Below are 20,455 nucleotides of genomic sequence, written 5' to 3'. Positions count from 1 at the left end.
TTACAAAAAATCATGAGTTTAGGATATCTCCCGCATCGAGAATGCGCAGGAGAAAGGTTGTAGGTCAATTAAAATGAACCAACGTCGTTTGTTGCCATCCATCAGTATGTTAAGCGCGTTTGAATCTGCGGCGCGGCTGAAAAGTTTCTCGAAAGCAGCGATTGAACAAAACCTCACCCAAGGGGCGATCAGTCGCCAAATTCGCGCCCTTGAAGACCAGCTGGATATCAAGCTTTTTGACCGTGTAGGCCATCAGGTGCAATTGACCCACAAAGGCGCGCAATATGCCAAAGAGATTGCAGCCGCCCTTGGGATTATTCGCAGTTCCACCTTTGATCTGTTGACCAGCAGTCAGGGGCGGGAGCTTCATTTAGGAGTCTTGCCCACCTTCGGGTCGCGCTGGCTGGTGCCGCGCCTGTCCGGCTTTGTGGAGGAGAATCCGGACGTCAATATCACCTTTAAAAACTACATCACCTATTTTGATATGAACGAAGAAGACGTTGATCTTGCAATACATTATGGTCAGCCGGACTGGCCGAATGCGGAATGCTTTTTTCTGATGGATGAAACCGTGATCCCCGTCTTTTCCCCCGAGTTGCAGGAAAAGTATGGCATTGAAACGCTGGAAGATCTGGTCAAAGCCCCCTTGTTGCATCTGTCCACCCGTAAAGATCACTGGAGCCGTTTTTTCCATTTAAACGGGATCAACGTTTCTGCCTCCCAAGGGATCTTGTTTGAACATTTTTCTTCCATTGCGCGGGCCGCCTCGGCAAGTCTTGGAGTCGCCCTGATCCCGGAGATGTTTGTAGAGAAAGAACTGGCAAGCGGCGCGTTGAATGCCCTGAAGGAAGGGGCGTGTAAAAGTTCATCATCCTATTACATTGTCGTGCCGTCCCAGAAGGTGGATTACCAGCCGGTCGCGTTGTTTAGGGATTGGTTGATCGCCAATGCCCGTTAATATTACCAACTGTAATATTTGTTTGACGGATGATCGTTTGAAATGATCCTCTATGTCGTGTCTTTATGAAGGTAAGAAACCAAACAGGATTTGATCCGCTTTAAAGTAGAAGGAACAAAAATGTCATACACTGAAATCTTTTCAAAAATCGGCCTTGAGGAAAAGGAATACACAAACGGCACGCTGGATGTGTTTACACCGATTGATGGGGCGAAAATTGCCAGCGTTTCTGAACATAGCGAAGCGGACATGCAGGCCATGATCCAGCAGGCGAAAACGGCCTTTAACGCGTGGAAGACCGTGCCGGCCCCCCAACGTGGTGAGTTGGTGCGTCTGTTTGGGGAAGAGCTGCGTGCCTCCAAAGATGACCTAGGTAAGCTGGTGACGCTGGAATGCGGCAAGATTTACACAGAAGGTTTGGGCGAAGTCCAAGAGATGATCGACATTTGTGACTTTGCTGTCGGTCAGTCACGTCAGCTTTACGGCTTGACGATTGCGTCTGAACGCCCCGGTCATTCCATGCGTGAAACATGGCATCCGGTTGGTCCGGTCGGTGTGATCTCCGCCTTTAACTTCCCGGTGGCTGTTTGGGCGTGGAACACAGCGTTGGCACTGGTCTGCGGTAACCCGGTGATCTGGAAACCGTCTGAAAAAACACCGCTGACAGCACTGGCCTGTAAAAAGATTATGGATCGTGCGTTGGCGCGCTTTGGTGCGGCACCAGCAAATCTGGTACAGGTTGCTATCGGTGGTCGCGAGATCGGCGAAGTGATGGTGGATAGCAAAGACGTACCCGTCATCAGCGCCACAGGCTCTACCCGTATGGGCCGTATTGTCGGGCCAAAAGTGGCGCAACGCTTTGGTCGTTCTATCCTTGAGCTGGGCGGCAATAACGCCATGATCGTGACACCGTCTGCGGACCTTGATATGGCCGTTCGTGCCATCTTGTTCTCCGCAGTTGGGACGGCTGGTCAGCGGTGTACGACATTGCGCCGCCTGATCGTCCATAAGGATGTAAAAGACGCGTTGTTGCCGAAGGTGAAGAAGGCGTACGCCAGCGTTTCCATCGGTGATCCTTTGAAGACGGAAAATCTGGTCGGACCGCTGATCGATGAAGACTCTTTTAATGCCATGCAAAACGCCTTGGCCCAAGCCAAAGCAGAAGGTGGCGAGGTCTTTGGTGGGGAGCGCAAAGACACAGGCGCAGCACAGGGCTATTACGTTCAGCCCGCTGTTGTTGAAATGCCAGCACAAACCGCTGTTGTAAAAGACGAGACATTCGCCCCGATCCTGTACGTCGTGACGTATGAAGGTGACGTGGAAGAAGCAATCGCCTTGCAGAACGATGTGCCGCAAGGTTTGTCTTCCTGTATCTTCTCAACAGATGTGCGCGAAACAGAGACGTTCTTGTCCGCTGCGGGGTCTGATTGCGGGATTGCCAATGTCAACATCGGTCCAAGTGGTGCAGAGATCGGCGGCGCCTTTGGTGGTGAGAAAGAAACCGGCGGGGGTCGCGAGTCTGGTTCTGACGCTTGGAAAGGCTATATGCGCCGTCAGACGAATACGATCAACTATTCCCGCGAGTTGCCACTGGCACAGGGCGTGGAATTCAACATTGACTAAACCATAAAAAATATAAAAATTGGTTTTGGTTAGGGGCCGGAGGAAGCGTGATGTTTCCTCCGGTTATTTTTTGCCTATTGGCTGAGCTCTTTTTGACAATCTAGAATAAAGTCGCCGATCCATTTGTGATCTGCTGCCAGGGTCTTGAGCGTGGCGCTTAAATCTTCACCCGCCTGATGGTCATGCAACATGGTCTGGATAATCTTTGGCGTTTTGTCCAGATATCCCATGGTCCAGTTGGGGAAGGCCCGTTCTTCAATGGGCTGTATACTCAATTGTTGGACGTTTTGATGACGCCTGTCGGCTTGGATGATTTCAAAGAGATTAGTTATGGCTTCTTCTGAGCCTTCCAACACTTGGATGAATGTGTTGTCAATCAGCACAAGGACGCCCGTAATACCAAACTCGTCATTATTCTTATGAGCGCTGACGAGAATGCTGTGAATAGCATCGGGGTCAAGCGGCATAGATTGGGAGGTATAGATGAGTTGATGGAGCAAGATGGGGAACCGCCGATAAAGTTATAATGTGTAAACTCACACTTATCACCTTTGAGGGCAGCCGCACAGGGGTATTCAGCGTTCTTGAAGGTTAAATCAGCTTGGTGTCACTGGAGGCCGTGAGAGAGAGGGTAAGCTTTTGTTTTAACCTATTTTTCGAACGGGAGCCATTTTTCAGGCCACTTTCCTTTTTTGGGCAGATTGTTGGTCACGTAGGCGACACCGATTAAAATAGCAATCCCGATCCCGACAGGGGAGAGAACGTATCCATAGCCCAACTGATGAATTTGTTCAGACCCGATCACCGCGATCAAGGCTGTCGCCCCGCCCGGTGGATGGAGGCTGTGGGTCAGTTGCATGGTGCCGATTGCAACCGATACCGCAAGGATCATGGACAGGCTGTTGACGTCCCCGACCAGTTGAAAAGCGCTCACCCCGATGATGGCGCATAGAAAATGCCCGACAATGACGTTGTACGGATGCGCATAGGGGCTTTGTGGACAGGCGAAAAGCAAGACCGCCGATGCCCCGAACGCCCCGATAATCAAAGGCGCGTCTGCTGCAAGGTACGGGATGTTGTTGAGTTGGGACAAGATCAGGATCGCAAGACTGGAACTGATCATGGACCAGTAGACCGACTTCAGCCGCTCAAACCTTCTTTTTTCTGTGAGGGGGAGCGTGGTTGCATCCGCGGATATGGGTTGGTCTTCTGGTGTTTCCACGGCGTGCTCCTCAATCAAACTAAAAGATGAAAAATAAAACTTTAGGACTAATTTTTGGCAGGTCGATCACGAATGTTCAAGTGATTTTTATCGTGGGGAAGAGAAGGGACGGATTGCAGGTTTGTCAGGTCTTGCTATCATGTGCAGATGATGAAGCTGTTTTTCCTGACTTGTTTAACAATGGTGGCTTTTGCCGCAAACTCTTTGCTCAACCGCGCGGCTTTGGCGGGCGGTGAGATTGGTGCTGCTGAATTTGCCGCCCTTCGGCTGGCGTCTGGTGGCGTTATGTTGCTGATTTTGTTAAGCCTTCGCGAAAAAGGGGTACCGCGTCCCGTGGTGGTCAATGTCCCTGCGGCGGTTAGTTTATCGGCTTATATGTTGGGGTTTTCCTTTGCCTATGTGTCACTGGATGCGGGGCTGGGGGCGCTGGTCTTGTTTGGTGGTGTACAGTTGACCATGTTTGCCGGCAGCGTCCTTGGTGGGGAACGGGTAGCTTTGTCAAAATGGCTGGGGATGTTGGTGTCTTTATCTGGACTGGTCCTGTTGTTCTGGCCGTCTGATCAATTGGTGCTGGACTTTTGGGCCTTGGGGCTGATGGGCGTTGCTGCGGTGGGGTGGGGTATATATTCGCTGATTGGACGGGGCGTCACGGACCCCTTGGGCGCAACGGCGTGGAATTTTGTCTATGCCTCACCTATCGCCTTGGTCTGTTTGTTTTTCTTTTCCGGTACAGCGGCGGTAACACCGGAAGGTGTCTTGCTGGCGATTGTGTCCGGTGGGATTACCTCCGGCCTCGGTTATGCGCTGTGGTACAAAATCCTGCCGGAACTGGGTGCGATGATTGGCGCCTTGGCGCAACTGAGTGTCCCCGTGATTGCACTGATTATGGGCGTGATGATCTTGGGGGAAGCCGTCACCCTAAAAAGCCTGATCGCCTGCCTGTTGGTGCTGGGTGGTATTAGTTTGGGTGTGTTGGGTGGTCGGGTTTTTCGGCGGAAATAATAGAAAAAAAACCCCGTAAGACAAACGCTTACGGGGTAATAAGTTTACTCTTGAGGGATAACGAATGGACTGGTGAGAAATAATAGCCGCGTTAACATCGTCAACCGATGCACCAGTCCCGGCTATGAGAAGACTATGCCCTGTTTCACGTCTGGTTGGATGTGATGGGAGTCACAGGGGGGTGATTTTTTTGAAAAAAATAAAAAAAAAGCCATACAGGTGTATGGCTTAGGGGAGTTTCGGGAATGAAAAAGTTCTAGCAGACGGTCGATCACGCTTTTCAATTTGTCCGTTGGGTCGGCGGACGGTGATGCCATGTCTTATCTATGAAGGTAGGATGCCCGAAACGGGATTTAAAGTCTGTGATGTAAATCACAGGTAAAATAAATTAAAAGTAACGTTCTATTTAGTCGCCACGAACATCTTCAACCATTTGGCTGAGTTCGTCGATGTTACGCACAACCAGCCCGTCTTTTTGGCGTTCAACGAAGCCTTTGCGGGCAAGATCGTTCATGACGCGCGCGACAGTTTCACGCGTGGAACTGATGCGAGAGCCAATATCGGCATGGATGGGAATAGGGGAGATGATGGCTTCATCGTCGCCGGTCATGTTATTTCGCGCCTGACGCAAAATTTCCGCATGGACACGGTTTGCTGCACCAAGGGTGGAAAGGTCCATGATCCGTTCGTTGGAGATACGGATGATAAGGGCCATATTTCTCAGTACCCGTTCGGCAACCACCGGATGTCCGGTCAAGAGCGCCATGAAGCGCGATTGCGGCATGGCAGCCAGCAGTGACTTTTGGATCGCCATGACACTGGCAGATCTGGGCAGGCCGTCAATGGCCGCCATTTCGCCAAACTGTTTGCCTTCGGTGAAGTCATCAAGCGTGATTTCTTTGCCGCCGACGGTGTAGATGACAATGCGCACACGTCCATCCACGATGAAAAAGACATCGGTGCTTTCGCCCTGACGGTCAATGATCTGTTCATTGGTATCATACCATTTCCAGCGGCATTGCTTGTTCAGTTGATCTACCACTTCGTCCGGTAGACCATCCAGCAGCATGATGTTTCTTAAGGTGTGTTGTACGCTCACGTGATTATCCCATTGGTCAAAATTTTGTATATTGTGCAAGGAATTAAACCTAAGCGCAATAGTCGATTGAATCGAAAGCGATTCAAATTTGATTCGGTTGCGATTCGATAAAACTGCGGCTGTAGGTGCATTAGAAAAACTTATGGAAAATACCTTGGATCATGCCCCCTTACTTACAGGCTTTCATCCACAATGATTGCGGCTCCGCCCCGACGTTGATCGCCGACGCCATCAAACCGTCCTGTATGAATATTGGATCGCACACTATGCACACCGCCAAAAAACAGGTTTTGTTTATCCCAAATTTTATGGTCGGGGACATGATCCTTCAAGGCCCGTAACGCATCGGCACTGAAGCCCGGCTCCAGATTTAACAATCCGCGTTCATAATGCATGCGTGGGGCGTTTACCGCTTGTTCCAAATTCATGTCAAATTCCAACAGATTGACCAGAACTTGCAAAACAGCGGTCCTGATCCGGTTTGACCCACCAGAGCCAAGCGCGACATTGATGCCGTCATCACGCAACAACAGGGTCGGTGACATCATGGAGCACATGCGCGTATCTTCGGGCCATTGGTTGAAGCCATGCGGGTTGATATCTTCCTCCCCCAACATATTGTTGAGCATGATGCCTGTCTTGCCCAAGATAAAACCGCAGCCTTCACCGTTGGAAAGCGTCATGCTGGCGGCGTTGCCATTGTTGTCAATCGCACTGATATGGGTGGTGCCGCGCAAGGCTTTGGGGCGGTTCATGATTTGGGCGCGATAGGTTTGCAGGTAGGTTTGATCCAACATTTTAAGCTGGGCCTGTTCTGCCCCGTCAATCAAGGCTGCATCAATGCGTGCCATATTGGTCAGGGCCATGATCTGGCTGAGGCGTTCCACGTGGTCTTTTGACCCAAAGGCAAGGTTGCGAAAACCCGCTTGCTTGATGAGTTCAAGGGCGAAGGCAATCAGCAGGCCGCCTGTGGAGGGGGCAGGGTTGGTGTAAAAGTGCGAGCGCCCGTAATCGACCCGCAAAGGTTTGCGTTTTTCCACACGGTAGCTTGCCAGATCATTTGTCGTCAGGTGCCCGCCTTTTTCCAGACAGTCCGTGGCAATCAGGTCAGCGATCTCGCCTTTATAAAATAAATCACTGCCTTCTGCGGCAAGGGCTTGGAAGGTTTGGGCCATGTCGGTGTTTGTCTGCCATTCCCCGTCACGCAGCAGCTTATCACTGAAACGCTGACTTTGATAAAGCCTGCGACTTTCGGGGGAGGCGGTGTAGATTGCTTCGACAATATCAAACAGGGATGCTTGCATGGCGTTGACGCGCAAACCGTCGCGTGCCAGCTCAATCGCCGGGGCCATGATAACATCCATAGGCAGGCTGGCAAGGTCGGCGTAGGCCTCAAACACCCCTTTGATCACCCCCGGTGTGGCAATGGACCCGCGCCCGATGTGAAAATCTTGGGTAACGGTGCCAAAATCTGCGGTAATGGGATAAAATTGGCTGTCTGTGCGGCGCTGTTTTGGGGTCTGGGTGAAAAAATCATAGAGGACCGGATCATGGTCCGCCTGATGAGCGAGGAGAAAACCGCCGCCACCAAGGGAAGAGAGAACAGGTTCACTCACGCAGGAAGCGCAGGCCGCGGCGAGGATGGCATCAAAGGCATTGCCGCCTTCTTCAAACATACGTGCGCCGGCACGGGCAGTTTCTGTATGCCCTGCGGCGATGGCTCCGGTTGTTTTCCCCATACTCCCCTACCTAATGTTTTATCGTGGTGCTGCTGCTCTTTTTAACCGATCATTGATGGCAAGACCAAGACCTTCTTTTGGAATGGGGGACACGGCCATGGTTTGATAGCCGTCCTGATCCAGCTCGCGCATCATGGCAAACAGGTTAGCTGCAGCTTCTTCAAGATCACCTGTGGGGCTGAGGTTGAGGCTGGCCCCTTCACAGTCCCCAAAGCCCAACAGGATTTCCCCGTCTTTGCGCGTGCTGGCATTAAGGCGCATGGGCAGGGTCGGGGCGTAATGGCTGGTCAGCATCCCCGGTGATTTGGGCGCATCGGGCGCATCGTCGGGATAGATCAGTGGTCCGGCGACAGCCTCTAACTGTTCAATCGAGACTCCACCGGGGCGCAGGAAGCCCGCACGGTCCCCGCAGGCATCCACCACGGTCGATTCAAGGCCCACTGCACAAGGACCGCCATCAAGGATCATATCAACTTTACCCGGTAAAGACTGGGCAACATGGCTGGCTTGGGTGGGTGATATTTGACCGGATTTATTGGCACTGGGGGCGGCAATTGGCGTGTTGGCAGCGCGTAGCAATTGGGTGGCGATGGGGTGGTTGGGCATACGGATTGCCACCGTATCCAGCCCCGCACTGACCAATAAAGACAGCTTAACCCCCGCTTTGCGCGGCAGGACCAAGGTGAGCGCACCGGGCCAAAACGCCGCGGCAAGTTTTTCTGCAAGCGGTGTGAACTCCACCAAAGATCGCGCCGTTTCCAGATCAGGGACATGGACGATCAGCGGATTAAAGGATGGACGTTCTTTCGCTGCAAAAATGGAGGCCACCGCTTCTTCGGAGGTGGCATCGGCACCAAGGCCGTAAACTGTTTCTGTCGGGAAGGCGACAAGACCGCCACGCGTCAGCACATCGCCGGCTTGGGCAATGGTGTCGTTTGTTGCGGGATATATGGATGCGTCTTTGCTCATAACCGCTTTTCAATATCGTGAAATGCGAAAAAAGAAAAGACAATATGTCGCGTGCGTCTTTGTTATATCCCGAACTCTTCAATCTGACCTTTGGCTTTAACACCTTCTGTTGCGTAATAAAACCCGTTGGCAAAGGGCATACCCTCCACAAGGTCATCGAGTTTTTCTGTTGCGCTTTGTGGTTCGGCGATCCCATCAAGGACGGAGCGATAGAGGTTGGCGACCTCCACCATATCGGTGTCTTGCGGGGAAAGGCGGAAGTGGCGTATCCCCATGGATTGCATGTCTGCCAATTCCCCGATCAGGTTTGCACAGGTATAAGACAGGGTTTGCAGGCCATTGACCGCCAGAAATGGATCGCCATCCAAGGTATCCAGATCCATGCCGTCGGTATGTTTTTCACAGACATATTTACAGGAGTCTTTGGCCAGACCATAAGAGCGCGCATGATAGCATCGCGCAGAAATCGCAAGCGGTTGACGCCCGAAAATCTGCACTTCCAGATCGGCCTTGGCATCTTTAGCAAGGGCGGCAAGGGATTTGCGTGACAGTTCGCCCGCAAGAGAGATATGGGTTGCGCCCTGATCTTCAAAGACTTTACGTGTACCTTCGTTGTAGATATTGACGAAAGGACCGATGGCGTGGGGTTTGCCGATCAGTTGGGCACAGGCCGACAGGTCGTTTGCCTCTACCATCACATCGTCCATGGTGCATAGATCGCGCACCAGGTCGACTTCGCGTTTGGTCAGCACCAAGGCAAGGCTGGAGAAAATCACCCGCTTGCCCGCTGCGGTTAGCCGTTCGGCGACTTCCGGCAGGTGGGGCGCGAAAAACGGTTGGCGTTTGGAACAGACGACTTCACCGAGAAAGACGGTATGAACAGGCGCTTCATCGGCGATGCGGAAGTAGAAGTCTTTCAGTTTTTCTGGTGACCAGTTGAACAGGACAGGACCGAGAGTGAGATGTGTCGTCATGATTATTGCCACCTTTTATTATAGGCACCGGTTGTTTCGCGTTGACCTTCGGTTATGGTTTCAAGCCCCAAGGGCGGGACGGGTTCGCCGCGTGCGGCTGCATCTGCGGCCTTGCGAAAGGCTGCGACCACTTGGGCGATATAGGCTTTGCCGCGCTGGCGTCCCTCAATTTTCAAGGCTGTGACGCCTGCGTCCATAAGGTCGGGCAGGAATTCAGCCGCATTTAGGCTGGTTGGGTCTTCAAACAGGTAAGACGGTTTATCTTGCGTGACAAAGCGCCCTTTACAGAGGGTGGGGTACCCTGCGGCTTCAGACTGTCTAAACTGGTTGATGGTGAACTCCCCCAGTTTAGAAACCAGCTTGTTGCCCTTATCTTCATAGCGCACATGACTGGCGGGAGAACACACACCGTTCATGTTCGGGGATTGTCCGGTCGCGTAGGAGGAAAGGGAGCATCTGCCTTCCGCCATCACACACAGGCCGCCAAAGACGAAGACTTCGGTTTCCACATTGATCTGGGCGTTTAGTTTGGCAATTTCCGGCACGGTCAACACGCGCGGCAGGACGACACGTTTAATGTCAAAGCGATCCTGATAATAGGCAATCGCATCCGGGTTGGAGGCGGAGGCCTGAACGGACAGGTGGCGGCGTGTGTCGGGACGGTGTTTGCTGGCAAAATCCAACAGGCCCACATCCGCCATAATCAGCGCATGGGCACCAAGGTCGGCGGCATCCAAGACAGCTTGGTGCCAAGGCTCGGGATTGCCTGCTTCGGGGTAGGTGTTGAGTGCAACAAGCACGTGTGCCTCATGACGTTTGGCATAGTTGATCCCTTCGCCCATTTCCTCGCGGGAGAAATTGAGGCCGGGGAAGTTGCGGGCGTTGGTGGCATCGCGAAAGCCGCAATAGATGGTATCCGCCCCCGCATCGACCGCCGCGCGCAAGGCGGCAGGGGTGCCGGCGGGGCAGACGAGTTCTAACTTTTCGGTTCTCATGCTGATTTTCCACTTCGGCGGCGCAGTTGTTTTTTAAGGGCGGTGATCGTGTCTTCCATTTCTGCAAGGCTAGCGGCCTGTGCGTCACATTTGCGTTGCAAAGGCGCAAGGGTGGCTTTGGACAGGGTGTTTAAATCTTTGCTGAAACGATTGAAGAGTCGTCCCGCCAGTTGGGCCGCGCCATCCACGGGGCGCGCCAGTGGACCAAAGATGTGCAGCAAATCGGTATGGACATTAATGTCGGCCCCATCGACCGCATTGCGCAAGCCCAGTACAGCTTCGGTATCGCCTTCCACAACAAGATCGCGCGAAAAAAATAAAGCGTCCCCGTCGATGCGACCTTCTAACAGTTCGATCAATAATAATAAGGGGCCGCGAATACTGGCCTGTATATTTTGGGTGCGTTCATCCTCTTGCTTGTCCAACAAGGTCAGGGACGGGGCCGTTGGTCGGGTATCCATGATGAAGCTAAACGGCAGATCAATCGGGTCGATTAAAAAACGCGGGGAGCCAAGTGGGATCAGGCGGTCAAATACGTCTGGATGCTGTTGATGCATCTGGGCAATGGCTTTATTGAAGAGTGGCTGGATCAGCCCGTAAGGAAGCGGGCGTATCGCCATCCCGGCAAGAAGGACGGGTGACAGCGGCGCAACGGGGCCTTTCAGGGAATGAGACATGGACGACCTCACACAAGATTGGGAAGAGTGAGCCAGTCATAGCCTATTTAAAAAGGGGAAAAATTGACCTGAGGCAAGTGCACCGGAAAAATGAGGGGCGGTCCCAACGAAGAAGGGCCGGAAAAACGGTTCCGACCCTTGCTTTCTCTGTCTGCCTTTTTGCGAAAAACCGTGCGCGCTTACGACCTTCGCGGCAGTCGCCGTACAGGAAATACGGCGGCTATATCGTGGCCCCTGACTTGGCGGGGTCACTACAAAGAACTTTATCTCTGTAACATAGGTATACTGCCAAAAAATGAGTTTTTCAGCAAGTCTTGAACTTTAAAAAATCGTACCTAGCAAGGGCTGGTTTAGTCCTGGCCCTTGGCGATGAAAAAGCCGTTTTTAAAGCCGTCTTTGGCGTAGCGGAAATCTTCGCCTTCGGGCGTTTTGACCGTTCCGCCAGCCCCTAAAACAACCGCATGTCCGGCAGCGGTATCCCATTCCATCGTCGGGCCAAAACGCGGATATAGATCGGCAACCCCTTCTGCCACCTGACAGAACTTGATGCTGGAGCCTGCGGAGACTTCATGGGCAACCGTAAAGTCTTTCAGATACTCATCCACTTCTGGTGTTTTGTGAGATCGGCTGACGACAGCGGTAATCCCTGCCTGTGGCGCGGGTCGCACGCTTAGTTTTTTGACGCTGCCATCGGCTTCACGCACAAACGCGCCGTGTTCCAGTGATCCCCAGAACATACGATCAAGCGCTGGGGCGTGGACGACACCAAAGATCGGGCGGCGGTCTTCATCAATCAGGGCGATGTTGACGGTAAATTCATCCTGCTTTTTGATAAACTGTTTGGTGCCATCGACCGGATCGACCAGCCAGAAGGCAGTGCCTTCCACATTTGGGATGTGGCCCGCGCTAAAGGCTTCTTCAGCGACGATGGGCAGGTCGGGCGCGATTTCTTTTAAAATCGGCGTGATGATGGCTTCGGCTTTGCCGTCAGCCTCTGTGACGGGGGACTCGTCGTTTTTTGAATAGATTTCAAAGTCGGTGCGATAAATTTCCATGGTGGCATCGCCTGCGATACGGGCAATATCCAACAGGCGGTCGATGGCGGCTTGGTCCAATGTAAACGTCACGAAAAAGCTCCGGTGCTTGCGGGTAAAATAGTTGGGCTGTCTTGCCATAGTTTTAGCGAAGCGTCCAGTTTAACTGAGGACAGCGCCTCAATCTCGCGTTATTCTGTTCGGTATAAAAAAACGTGATGGGATAAAAAAGGACGCAGGGAATGAACTTCAAGCAGCTGGAAACATTTGTTTGGGTGGCGACGTTAGGCAGTTTTCGCAAAGCCGCGAAAAAACTTTATACCAGTCAGCCCGCGGTTTCTTCGCGTATTATCGCGTTGGAAGAATCGTTGGGCGTTGAGCTGTTTACTCGCCATGCCGGAAAGTTTGAACTGACGACAAAAGGCGTTGAACTGCTGCCCTATGCCCAAAAAATGCTGGTGATGGCGGATAATTTTAAAGCCAAAGCCTGTGAGGCCGAATCTTTATCCGGCATCCTGCGACTGGGTGTGTCGGAAACGATTGTCCATACTTGGTTGTCCGATTTTTTGCAGCAAGTGCACAAAAATTTTCCACATGTTGATATTGAATTGACCGTCGATGTCACCGCCAATATGCGAAATGAACTGATCAACCGATCCCTTGATCTGGCTTTTTTGATGGGACCGATTTCAGAATTCAGTATCCAGAATATAAATTTGTGTTCCTACCCGCTGGTCTGGGTTTGTAGTCATGAATTGGACCTGCCGCAAGGGGTGGTGCCGATCAGTAAAATCCTGTCAAAAACGGTAATGACCTATGCGCGAAATACCCGACCTTTCTCCGAAGTTCAGGCTTTAACAAAGGAGGAGGATGTTGATATTGCAAGGCTTTTTCCATCCACTTCTTTGGCGGCCTGTAAACGCATGGCGCTGGATGGATTGGGTGTCGGGATGTTGCCGTGGGAGCTGGTGGCAGAAGAAATCGAGTCAGGCCAATTGCGCGAAATCGAGAGTACATGGCAGGCTTCAGACCTTGTTTTTACCGCCTCTTATCCGCGAGAACCTTTCAACCCCCTAGCGGAAAAAATCGCTGAACTTGCCGCTATGGTTTCCCATGTTTACAAGGATAGGTGATAAAATTTAGTTATCAGTTATTCTAAAAAAATCCAGTTCGCTTTTATTGGATCGCTGTGTAATGGTTTTGAAACATTCGAAACGTTTTTTATCTCATAGCGTACATTTGGAAGTGAACAGGTCATGGGACTTAGAGAAAAATTACAAAAAGCAACGCCTAAAGACGTACGTCAGGCTATTCGTTCTGGTGAGTTTACCAGCGATACTGCCGGTTTAGGTGGCGGATATCTGCAAGGCAATCTGGCGATTATGCCAGCTGAGTATGCAACCGATTTTTTACGTTTTTGTCAGCGCAACCCCAAGCCCTGTCCGCTGGTGGGTGTGTCTGAAACGGGCGATCCGTTTTTGCCGACATTGGGTGATGATATCGATATCCGCACCGATGTTCCCCAGTACAAGATTTTTAAAAAGGGCGAGTTGATCGAGCAAGTGACAGATATTCGTGATCACTGGCGTGATGATCTGGTGACCTTTGTGCTGGGGTGTTCTTTTTCCTTTGAAGATGCTTTGATGGCAGAAGGGATTGAGGTGCGTCATATCACACAGTGCAAGACTGTTCCCATGTTCCGCACCAATATCCAGACGGTCAAGGCCGGACCTTTCCATGGGGAAGTCGTGGTGTCCATGCGATCCATGTCCGTGTCCGATGCGATCCGTGCCATTGAAATTACAAGTCGCTTCCAACAGGCCCACGGGGCGCCGATCCATTTTGGGGATCCGGCAGCCATCGGGATCAAGGATGTGAATAAACCGGATTTCGGCGATCCGACAGAAATTAAAGACGGGGAAGTTCCGGTCTTTTGGGCCTGCGGTGTGACACCGCAAGTGGCCATTACCAATGCTAAACCTTCACTTTGTATCACGCATGCCCCGGGTCACATGTTGATCTCGGACATTCGTGGTGCAGATCAAGGCCGCATAACAATCTGACGAAACTAAATATTTTATCATTTGGGAGTAATGTAAATGTTTAAAACAGTGAAGACTTTGGGCGTTGCTGCCTCATTGGTTGCTGGGCTGGCCGTAGGTGCCGGTGCGGTGAAAGCCGATGAGGCTCCAGTCAAGATGAGTGTCATCGGGACCTGGAATAGCATGACCAACTATAACGACCGTGAAGCCCCGTTTTGGCGCGGCATTTCTAAAGACACCGAAGGCAAAGTGATTGCGACAATCGGGTCTTATTCTGAATTCGGTCTTAAAGGCTTTGAAGTCATGCGCATGCTGAAATCCGGTGTGTTTGACTATGCGTATGGTCTGCCGGGTTATGTTGCGTCTGAAAACGCTGTCTTCGAAGGCGCTGATCTGTCTTCTGTTGCACAGGATATCGGCACAGAGCGCAAAGTTGCGGAAGCTTATTTCCCGACGTTGGAAGGGGCGTTTGAAAAGTACTTCAACGCTAAACTGCTTCAGCTCTACCCGTTCCCGAGCCAGATTTTGTACTGTAAAGACGAAATCTCCGGTATTCAGGACCTTAAAGGCAAGAAAATCCGCGTCTATGCAACATCCTTGGGTGACTTTGTAGAAGGCGTTGGCGGGACGTCCGTGACGGTCTCCTTCGGGGAAGTTATTCCGGCGCTGGAAAAAGGCGTTGTTGATTGTGCGATCACAGGCACCATGTCTGCTTATACAGCCAAATGGTATCAGGCTGCGAAATACGTTTACTCCCTACGTGTGGGCTGGGGTCTGGCCTTCGGTGCGATGAACATGGACAAATGGAACTCCCTGTCTGAAACACAACAGGCTGACATGAAAGCCCGTTTGGACAAACTGACAGACTCTATGTGGGAAGCGACAGCACAGGAAGACGACGTTGCGATCAAATGTCTGACTGGCAAAGAATGCCCGATCGGTGCGGACGCGCCGTTGGGTGGCATGACGTTGGTTGAGCCGAGCGCGGCTGACCTTAAAGTCCGTGACCAAGTTGCCAACGACGTGGTTCTGGCCCGTTGGGCAGAGCGTTGCGGCAAAGATTGTGCGGACAACTGGAACGAAACAGTCGGTAAAGTCCTCAACATGAATGCTGTGGCGAAGTAAGTCATAGTTTCTCTATTGTGCAGGTTCGGGCGATATTTTAAGTCCCGAACCTGTGCAGATAGAGACCTGATAGGCCAAAAAGCAGAGAAAAGATCATGATGAAGCCCTTAAATCTATTTATTCATATCATTGTACAAGTGGGGGGCTGGGCGATGTTGGCATCCGCCTGTCTGGTCACTTATGATGTCATCACACGTAAACTTTTAAACATTTCCATCGCTGGGGCGGACGAAATATCCGGCTATGTATTTGCCATTTCCACTGCTTGTGCCTATTCCTATGCCTTGCTGACGCGGGCAAATATCCGCATTGATTTTATTTATAACAGGTTCCCTATTCGGGTGCGGCGCATTCTGGATGTGGTGAGCATTTTCTTCACCACTGGCCTGTTCGCCGTTATTTGTTACTTTGCCTATAATCTAGTGTCTGATGCGATCATTTATCAAAGTCGCTCCATCACACCGTTGCAGACTCCGCTTGCGATCCCGCAAACGATCTGGTTTGCCGCCCTTTGTTTTGCCCTGTTGACCGCCTTGACCTTGTTGATCCTGTCCTTCGCCGCTTTATTAAAAGGCAAGGATGACCGCGTAAACGAACTGGTCGGTATCCCGTCTTTGGATGAGGAAATTCAGGCAGAACTCCATGGCGGTGAAGACACGGCCCATTCTCAAGCACATCTCGTTGAAAAGGACTAAACGATGTTACCGGTTACAATCATTGTTCTTCTTGTCCTGATCGGGATCAGTGTTCCCGTTGCGGCGGCCCTTGGCTGGTTGGGTCTTATCCTTGGTCACTTTTTCACCATGATGCCGATCCACCGTGCGATCGGGGATATTGTGTGGACCAACTCTATCGAATTTTTGCTGGTGGCGATCCCCATGTTTGTCATGTTGGGGGAAATCCTGCTGCGATCCGGCATCACCACCCGTATGTATGATGCGATGGCAAAATGGCTGTCGTGGTTGCCCGGCGGCTTGATGCACTCCAACATCGGGGCGTGTGCTTTGTTTGCCGCGACGTCCGGGTCCAGTGTGGCGACCGCTGCAACCATCGGGACCGTGGCAGAACCGGAAATGCACAAGCGTAAATATAACGAACCGCTGTTTTTGGGCACCATTGCCGCCGGTGGGACGCTGGGGATTTTGATCCCGCCGTCCATTAACCTGATTGTCTTTGGGCTGTTGACGAATACCTCTGTCTCCGAACTTTATCTGGCGGGGTTTGTGCCCGGTCTGTTGATGGCGGGGCTGTTTATGGCAACCGTGGTGATTGCCTGTATCCTGAAGCCTGAATGGGGTGGGGAACGGGTGCCTTATAACCTGTCAGAACGTCTGGCAAGTCTGGTTCATCTGTTGCCGCCGATCTTTATCTTCCTCGTGGTTGTGGGGTCCATCTATGCAGGGTGGGCAACCCCGACCGAAGCGGCTTCGCTGGGTGTGGTTGCATCCTTGTTGTTGGCGGCGGTGCATCGAAGCCTGTCTTGGCAGATGATGCGCGAAGTATTCCGCGGCACCATGCGCACAACGGCGATCATTATGTTGATCATTATCGCGGCTGTGTTCCTGAATTTTGTGCTGACCGCCATTGGTCTGACTGCACAATTGACAGACTTTATCACATCGCTTGGCCTGTCGCCGCTTGGGACTTTGATGCTGATCGTGGTGTTTTATGTCATCCTTGGCTGTTTTATGGAGACGTTCTCCATGTTGATTACGACTGCGACCATCGTGACGCCGATTGTTGTCAGCATGGGTTATGATCCGGTTTGGTTTGGTATTCTGTTGATGGTGTTGCTGGAAACGGCCTTGATCACACCCCCGATCGGGATCAACCTGTTTGTGGTGCAATCCATTCGTTCCCAAGGGGTGTTGAAAGATGTTATGGTCGGTGCCTTGCCGTTCGTCTTTACAATGTTTGCGATGGTGGCCTTGCTGATTGCGTTCCCGGATTTGGCGCTTTGGTTACCGAGCCTGTTTTATTAACGAGCCCGTAAACAGTAACTACAGTTTTGTAAGGTTTAGATCATGGACTTTCGTGTCTTGATGATGGGTGATGCTGCCTTCACCATTGAATATACTGACTTGAAAGGGACAGTTGGGGCAAAGCAGGTCCGCGCCCTTCGATCCAAGGTACAGGCAGAGATTGGGACGGGCGAGATTGCAGGGGTGGTGGATATGATCTCCACCTCCCGATCCCTGACCGTTTGTTTGACCCCTGCCTATGCCGGTTTTGAAACCGTGCGCCAACAGGTCTGTGACCTTGCGGGGACGGCGGCGGATGACGCCAGCCAGCAGGGGCGTACATGGACCTTGCCCGTTTGTTATGAAGGGGAGTTAGCCCCCGATTTGACAGAGGTAGCGGAACGCGCGGGCCTTACTGCGCAAGAGGTTATTAATATTCATAGTGGCACGGCCTACAGTATTTTGATGATCGGCTTTTTGCCCGGTTTCCCTTTTATGGCGGAGATTGATCCGCGTTTACGTTTCCCACGCCGTGAAAGCCCCCGTACCCGTGTACCGGCCGGATCGGTTGCGATCGCCAATGACCAAACCGCGATTTACCCTTGGGAAAGTCCGGGGGGCTGGCACCTTTTGGGGCGCTGTCCGGTGGCGTTGTTCGATGCGGATCAGGCGGTGCCAAGCTTGTTGCAAGCCGGAGAAACCGTGTGTTTTGAACCTGTCAGCCGTGCAGATTTCGACCGGATTGAACAGGACTTGAAACAAGGCAATCTATTGCCCGACAGCTTTTTGAAAGGGGGCGAATAAAATGACGCAGTCTTTAAAAATTCTGTCTCCTGGCATGTTGGCGTCTATTCAGGATCAGGGGCGTATCGGGTATAATCGGTATGGTGTGCCGCGCAGTGGGGCCGTTGATCCGGTGTTGCTACGACTGGGCAATGCCTTGGTTGGCAATGATCCTTATGAAGCTGCAATTGAATTTCGGTTTATGGGACCAAGCGTCACCGCCGAAGGCGGGCCGGTTCGTGTCGCCTTGGCCTGTCACAGTGGCGGGGAACTGCTGGATTTTGCCACGCAGGAAAAACATCCTGTCACCCCGTTTCAAACCATCACCTTGAATGAGGGTGATATCTTAAAAGTCTTCCCGATTGACCAAGGGGCGACGGGGTATTTATGCGTTGAAAGCGGTCTGGCGTTAACGCCTGTTTTGGGCAGTTGTTCTACATATGCACGCGCAGGATTGGGCGGGCATAACGGGTTGCCGTTACAAAGCGGCGATAGCCTGCCCGTGCGTGCGCCGGCGGTTTATTCGGATAGTGAAAAGATTATCGCAGAACCGATCGCCCTTGAAGATGGCCCGATCCATGTGATTCAAGGGCCGCAGGATGATCATTTTTCCGAGGCCGACTTTTTAATGTTCGTCGGGACACCGTTTAAAGTCAGCTCTGACGTGGACCGTATGGGCATCCGTTTAGAAGGTCGCAAAATCGAAGCGCTGCCGGAAAAAGGCTATGATCTGATTTCGGACGGGCTGGTGTGTGGGGCCATTCAGGTGCCGGGCAGTGGTCAGCCGATCATTTTGGCTGCGGATTGTCAGTCGGTCGGGGGCTATCCCAAGATCGCCAGCATTATTTCCTGTGATCTTTATTGTCTGGGGCAAATGGTGCCGGGCAAAGAAGTGAGCTTTAAGGCGGTGGATTTACAAACGGCACAATCGCTCTATCTTCAAAAGGAAGCGGAGATCGAAAAGGCGATTGCCTCCATCCGTAATTATTTTGACGAAGGGGCCGTCGATCTGTTGGCCCTTTATGAAAACAATCTGGTCGGCGGTGTCGTCGATGCACAAAACCCCGGACATTTTCCCGGTCATCTGGAGGATATGTGATGAGCAAACTGATCAACCTGAACGCCGATATGGGCGAAAGCTTTGGGGCTTACACCATCGGGAATGATCCGGCGATGCTGGATGTGGTCGGGGCCGCGAATGTGGCTTGTGGCTATCACGCTGGTGATCCGCTGGTGATGGGCACAACGGTTGAACTTGCCAAACAGAATAATGTCAGCATTGGCGCGCATCCGGGTTTTCCCGACCTGCAAGGGTTTGGGCGGCGTAAGATGGTTGTGGCCCATCCCGAGCTGGAAGCTATGATCATCTATCAGGTCGGCGCATTGCAGGCGATTGCCAACTCCAAGGGCGCAAGCCTGACCCACGTAAAACCTCATGGCACCTTAAACACCATGGCCTGCGTGGATATGGAGATGTCGCGCGCGATTGCGCGTGCGGTCAAGGCAATTGCCGATGATATGATCTTGTTGGCCCCTGCCGGGTCATGCCTGTTTAAAGCGGGGCTTGAAGCGGGCCTTCCCACTGCCAGTGAAGTGTTTGCCGATCGCACCTATGATGCTCACGGCAATTTGACCCCACGGGGGGAGCCGGGGGCGGTGATCCATGACCCGGAACAAAGCGCGGATCAGATCCTCTCCTTCCTTGAAGCAGGTAAAATCCTGACTCCGAACGGCGACGGGATTGAGGCGCCAATCCATAGTATTTGTGTCCATGGGGATAGTGCCAACGCCCTTGCTATCGCCCATCGGGTGAAAGACAGATTAGCGGATGCAGGCTATCAGCTTGCTGATTTGCCAAGTGTGATGGCAGCGGGGTAAAGCAAAATAAAAACGGATGTCCTACCTAAAAGGACATCCCAGATCTCTGACAAACCCCGTCAATTTTGGCGGGGTTTGTTATTTTCTATAAGGTTGTGTTTTTTTGTTCTGTTGGACATTTCTTTAAGCAGGTTGCTCCACTGCTTCATTTTCAGGCATATGTGGGCGTTCCAGTGGGTAAATATCGCCATAAAAACCTGAGACGGGCTAAGATGAGGGCGATTTTCTTGATGTTTTGGGCGGTGGCTGCCATCAAGCATTGCTCTTTCACTTTAGTCAGGCCTCTCAGACGGGCATAGCGGTGCCCATGTAGTTGTTTGGCATCAGCAAAACTGCGTTCCACAGTTTCCTTGCGCCGTTTGTAAATCGCTTTT

21 protein-coding genes are annotated in these 20,455 nt (G+C 52.1%); 11 read left to right on the top strand and 10 right to left on the bottom strand.

The genetic code is table 11. The annotated features are described in order from the left end of the window. The first annotated feature begins 73 nt into the window (after positions 1-73). Both Q397_RS0108230 and amaB read left to right on the top strand, forming a co-directional pair. Positions 74-958: a LysR substrate-binding domain-containing protein gene (locus Q397_RS0108230; RefSeq protein WP_038013173.1), complete on the top strand. Its 885-nt coding sequence runs from the start codon at positions 74-76 to the stop codon at positions 956-958. Between the two features lie 120 nt (positions 959-1,078). Beyond that, positions 1,079-2,581: an L-piperidine-6-carboxylate dehydrogenase gene (gene amaB / locus Q397_RS0108225; RefSeq protein ID WP_028879010.1), complete on the top strand. Its 1,503-nt coding sequence runs from the start codon at positions 1,079-1,081 to the stop codon at positions 2,579-2,581. 74 nt (positions 2,582-2,655) lie between these two features. On the opposite strand, the gene Q397_RS24010 is transcribed toward amaB, so the two are convergent. Beyond that, complete coding sequence (locus Q397_RS24010) at positions 2,656-3,081, bottom strand: BLUF domain-containing protein (protein WP_156950659.1); 426 nt, start codon at positions 3,079-3,081, stop codon at positions 2,656-2,658. Between the two features lie 149 nt (positions 3,082-3,230). After that, on the bottom strand, positions 3,231-3,803 hold the full coding sequence (locus Q397_RS21635; RefSeq protein ID WP_051609833.1) for an HPP family protein: 573 nt from the start codon (positions 3,801-3,803) through the stop codon (positions 3,231-3,233). Positions 3,804-3,950: 147 nt separating this feature from the next. Between Q397_RS21635 and Q397_RS0108210 the strand changes: the two genes are divergently transcribed. Beyond that, complete coding sequence (locus Q397_RS0108210) at positions 3,951-4,805, top strand: DMT family transporter (RefSeq protein WP_205618810.1); 855 nt, start codon at positions 3,951-3,953, stop codon at positions 4,803-4,805. 406 nt (positions 4,806-5,211) lie between these two features. On the opposite strand, the gene Q397_RS0108205 is transcribed toward Q397_RS0108210, so the two are convergent. The 7 genes from Q397_RS0108205 to cysQ form a co-directional block, all read right to left on the bottom strand. Continuing rightward, the gene (locus Q397_RS0108205; protein WP_028879008.1) at positions 5,212-5,904 is read right to left on the bottom strand and encodes a Crp/Fnr family transcriptional regulator; all 693 of its coding nucleotides are present in this window, start codon (positions 5,902-5,904) and stop codon (positions 5,212-5,214) included. 173 nt (positions 5,905-6,077) lie between these two features. After that, positions 6,078-7,643 (bottom strand): gamma-glutamyltransferase, encoded by a 1,566-nt coding sequence (ggt, locus tag Q397_RS0108200; protein WP_028879007.1) that lies wholly within the window; start codon positions 7,641-7,643, stop codon positions 6,078-6,080. A gap of 18 nt (positions 7,644-7,661) precedes the next feature. Then, entirely contained in the window at positions 7,662-8,612 is a 951-nt protein-coding gene (locus Q397_RS0108195; RefSeq protein ID WP_028879006.1) for an L-threonylcarbamoyladenylate synthase, read from the bottom strand. A 62-nt stretch (positions 8,613-8,674) separates the two neighbouring features. Then, complete coding sequence (gene ubiV, locus Q397_RS21630; protein ID WP_038013170.1) at positions 8,675-9,586, bottom strand: ubiquinone anaerobic biosynthesis protein UbiV; 912 nt, start codon at positions 9,584-9,586, stop codon at positions 8,675-8,677. A gap of 2 nt (positions 9,587-9,588) precedes the next feature. After that, positions 9,589-10,581: a ubiquinone anaerobic biosynthesis protein UbiU gene (ubiU, locus tag Q397_RS0108185; RefSeq protein WP_038013167.1), complete on the bottom strand. Its 993-nt coding sequence runs from the start codon at positions 10,579-10,581 to the stop codon at positions 9,589-9,591. Beyond that, positions 10,578-11,258: a ubiquinone anaerobic biosynthesis accessory factor UbiT gene (gene ubiT / locus Q397_RS0108180; protein ID WP_051609831.1), complete on the bottom strand. Its 681-nt coding sequence runs from the start codon at positions 11,256-11,258 to the stop codon at positions 10,578-10,580. The genes ubiU and ubiT overlap by 4 nt, the downstream gene beginning before the upstream one ends. 350 nt (positions 11,259-11,608) lie before the next feature. Then, on the bottom strand, positions 11,609-12,385 hold the full coding sequence (gene cysQ, locus Q397_RS0108175; RefSeq protein WP_240475044.1) for a 3'(2'),5'-bisphosphate nucleotidase CysQ: 777 nt from the start codon (positions 12,383-12,385) through the stop codon (positions 11,609-11,611). Positions 12,386-12,534: 149 nt separating this feature from the next. On the opposite strand from cysQ, the gene Q397_RS0108170 reads away from it, so the two are divergent. From Q397_RS0108170 to Q397_RS0108135, 8 genes are all read left to right on the top strand, one after another. Next, positions 12,535-13,425: a LysR family transcriptional regulator gene (locus Q397_RS0108170; protein ID WP_028879002.1), complete on the top strand. Its 891-nt coding sequence runs from the start codon at positions 12,535-12,537 to the stop codon at positions 13,423-13,425. 123 nt (positions 13,426-13,548) lie between these two features. Continuing rightward, a complete protein-coding gene (locus tag Q397_RS0108165; protein WP_028879001.1) occupies positions 13,549-14,355 on the top strand; it encodes a putative hydro-lyase in 807 nt (268 codons plus the stop codon). A 36-nt stretch (positions 14,356-14,391) separates the two neighbouring features. After that, positions 14,392-15,459, top strand: a complete 1,068-nt coding sequence (locus Q397_RS0108160) for a TRAP transporter substrate-binding protein (protein ID WP_051609830.1) — start codon at positions 14,392-14,394, stop codon at positions 15,457-15,459. A gap of 95 nt (positions 15,460-15,554) precedes the next feature. Further along, complete coding sequence (locus tag Q397_RS21625) at positions 15,555-16,154, top strand: TRAP transporter small permease subunit (protein ID WP_084148987.1); 600 nt, start codon at positions 15,555-15,557, stop codon at positions 16,152-16,154. Between the two features lie 3 nt (positions 16,155-16,157). Beyond that, complete coding sequence (locus Q397_RS0108150; protein WP_028878999.1) at positions 16,158-17,441, top strand: TRAP transporter large permease; 1,284 nt, start codon at positions 16,158-16,160, stop codon at positions 17,439-17,441. A 42-nt stretch (positions 17,442-17,483) separates the two neighbouring features. Next, positions 17,484-18,224, top strand: coding sequence for a 5-oxoprolinase subunit PxpB (gene pxpB, locus Q397_RS0108145; protein WP_028878998.1), 741 nt, complete (start codon positions 17,484-17,486; stop codon positions 18,222-18,224). Position 18,225: 1 nt separating this feature from the next. After that, positions 18,226-19,302, top strand: a complete 1,077-nt coding sequence (locus tag Q397_RS0108140) for a 5-oxoprolinase subunit C family protein (protein WP_028878997.1) — start codon at positions 18,226-18,228, stop codon at positions 19,300-19,302. Then, on the top strand, positions 19,302-20,081 hold the full coding sequence (locus tag Q397_RS0108135; RefSeq protein WP_028878996.1) for a LamB/YcsF family protein: 780 nt from the start codon (positions 19,302-19,304) through the stop codon (positions 20,079-20,081). The genes Q397_RS0108140 and Q397_RS0108135 overlap by 1 nt, the downstream gene beginning before the upstream one ends. A gap of 151 nt (positions 20,082-20,232) precedes the next feature. On the opposite strand, the gene Q397_RS21620 is transcribed toward Q397_RS0108135, so the two are convergent. Further along, the coding region (locus Q397_RS21620; RefSeq protein WP_038013164.1) for a transposase at positions 20,233-20,455 on the bottom strand (223 nt) is incomplete at its 5' end.

This window comes from Terasakiella pusilla DSM 6293, assembly GCF_000688235.1.
GTDB lineage: Bacteria > Pseudomonadota > Alphaproteobacteria > Rhodospirillales > Terasakiellaceae > Terasakiella > Terasakiella pusilla.
This window is presented reverse-complemented; position numbering and strand designations above follow the sequence as displayed.

Coding starts and splice junctions, on each gene's coding strand:
- pxpB (WP_028878998.1), top strand. CDS start 17,484: ATGGACTTTCGTGTCTTGATGATGGGTGATGCTGCCTTCACCATTGAA.
- ubiT (WP_051609831.1), bottom strand. CDS start 11,258: ATGTCTCATTCCCTGAAAGGCCCCGTTGCGCCGCTGTCACCCGTCCTT.
- Q397_RS0108195 (WP_028879006.1), bottom strand. CDS start 8,612: ATGAGCAAAGACGCATCCATATATCCCGCAACAAACGACACCATTGCC.
- Q397_RS0108230 (WP_038013173.1), top strand. CDS start 74: ATGAACCAACGTCGTTTGTTGCCATCCATCAGTATGTTAAGCGCGTTT.
- Q397_RS0108135 (WP_028878996.1), top strand. CDS start 19,302: ATGAGCAAACTGATCAACCTGAACGCCGATATGGGCGAAAGCTTTGGG.
- ubiV (WP_038013170.1), bottom strand. CDS start 9,586: ATGACGACACATCTCACTCTCGGTCCTGTCCTGTTCAACTGGTCACCA.
- Q397_RS0108150 (WP_028878999.1), top strand. CDS start 16,158: ATGTTACCGGTTACAATCATTGTTCTTCTTGTCCTGATCGGGATCAGT.
- ggt (WP_028879007.1), bottom strand. CDS start 7,643: ATGGGGAAAACAACCGGAGCCATCGCCGCAGGGCATACAGAAACTGCC.
- amaB (WP_028879010.1), top strand. CDS start 1,079: ATGTCATACACTGAAATCTTTTCAAAAATCGGCCTTGAGGAAAAGGAA.
- Q397_RS21625 (WP_084148987.1), top strand. CDS start 15,555: ATGATGAAGCCCTTAAATCTATTTATTCATATCATTGTACAAGTGGGG.
- Q397_RS0108170 (WP_028879002.1), top strand. CDS start 12,535: ATGAACTTCAAGCAGCTGGAAACATTTGTTTGGGTGGCGACGTTAGGC.
- Q397_RS0108140 (WP_028878997.1), top strand. CDS start 18,226: ATGACGCAGTCTTTAAAAATTCTGTCTCCTGGCATGTTGGCGTCTATT.
- Q397_RS0108165 (WP_028879001.1), top strand. CDS start 13,549: ATGGGACTTAGAGAAAAATTACAAAAAGCAACGCCTAAAGACGTACGT.
- Q397_RS0108160 (WP_051609830.1), top strand. CDS start 14,392: ATGTTTAAAACAGTGAAGACTTTGGGCGTTGCTGCCTCATTGGTTGCT.
- ubiU (WP_038013167.1), bottom strand. CDS start 10,581: ATGAGAACCGAAAAGTTAGAACTCGTCTGCCCCGCCGGCACCCCTGCC.
- Q397_RS0108210 (WP_205618810.1), top strand. CDS start 3,951: ATGATGAAGCTGTTTTTCCTGACTTGTTTAACAATGGTGGCTTTTGCC.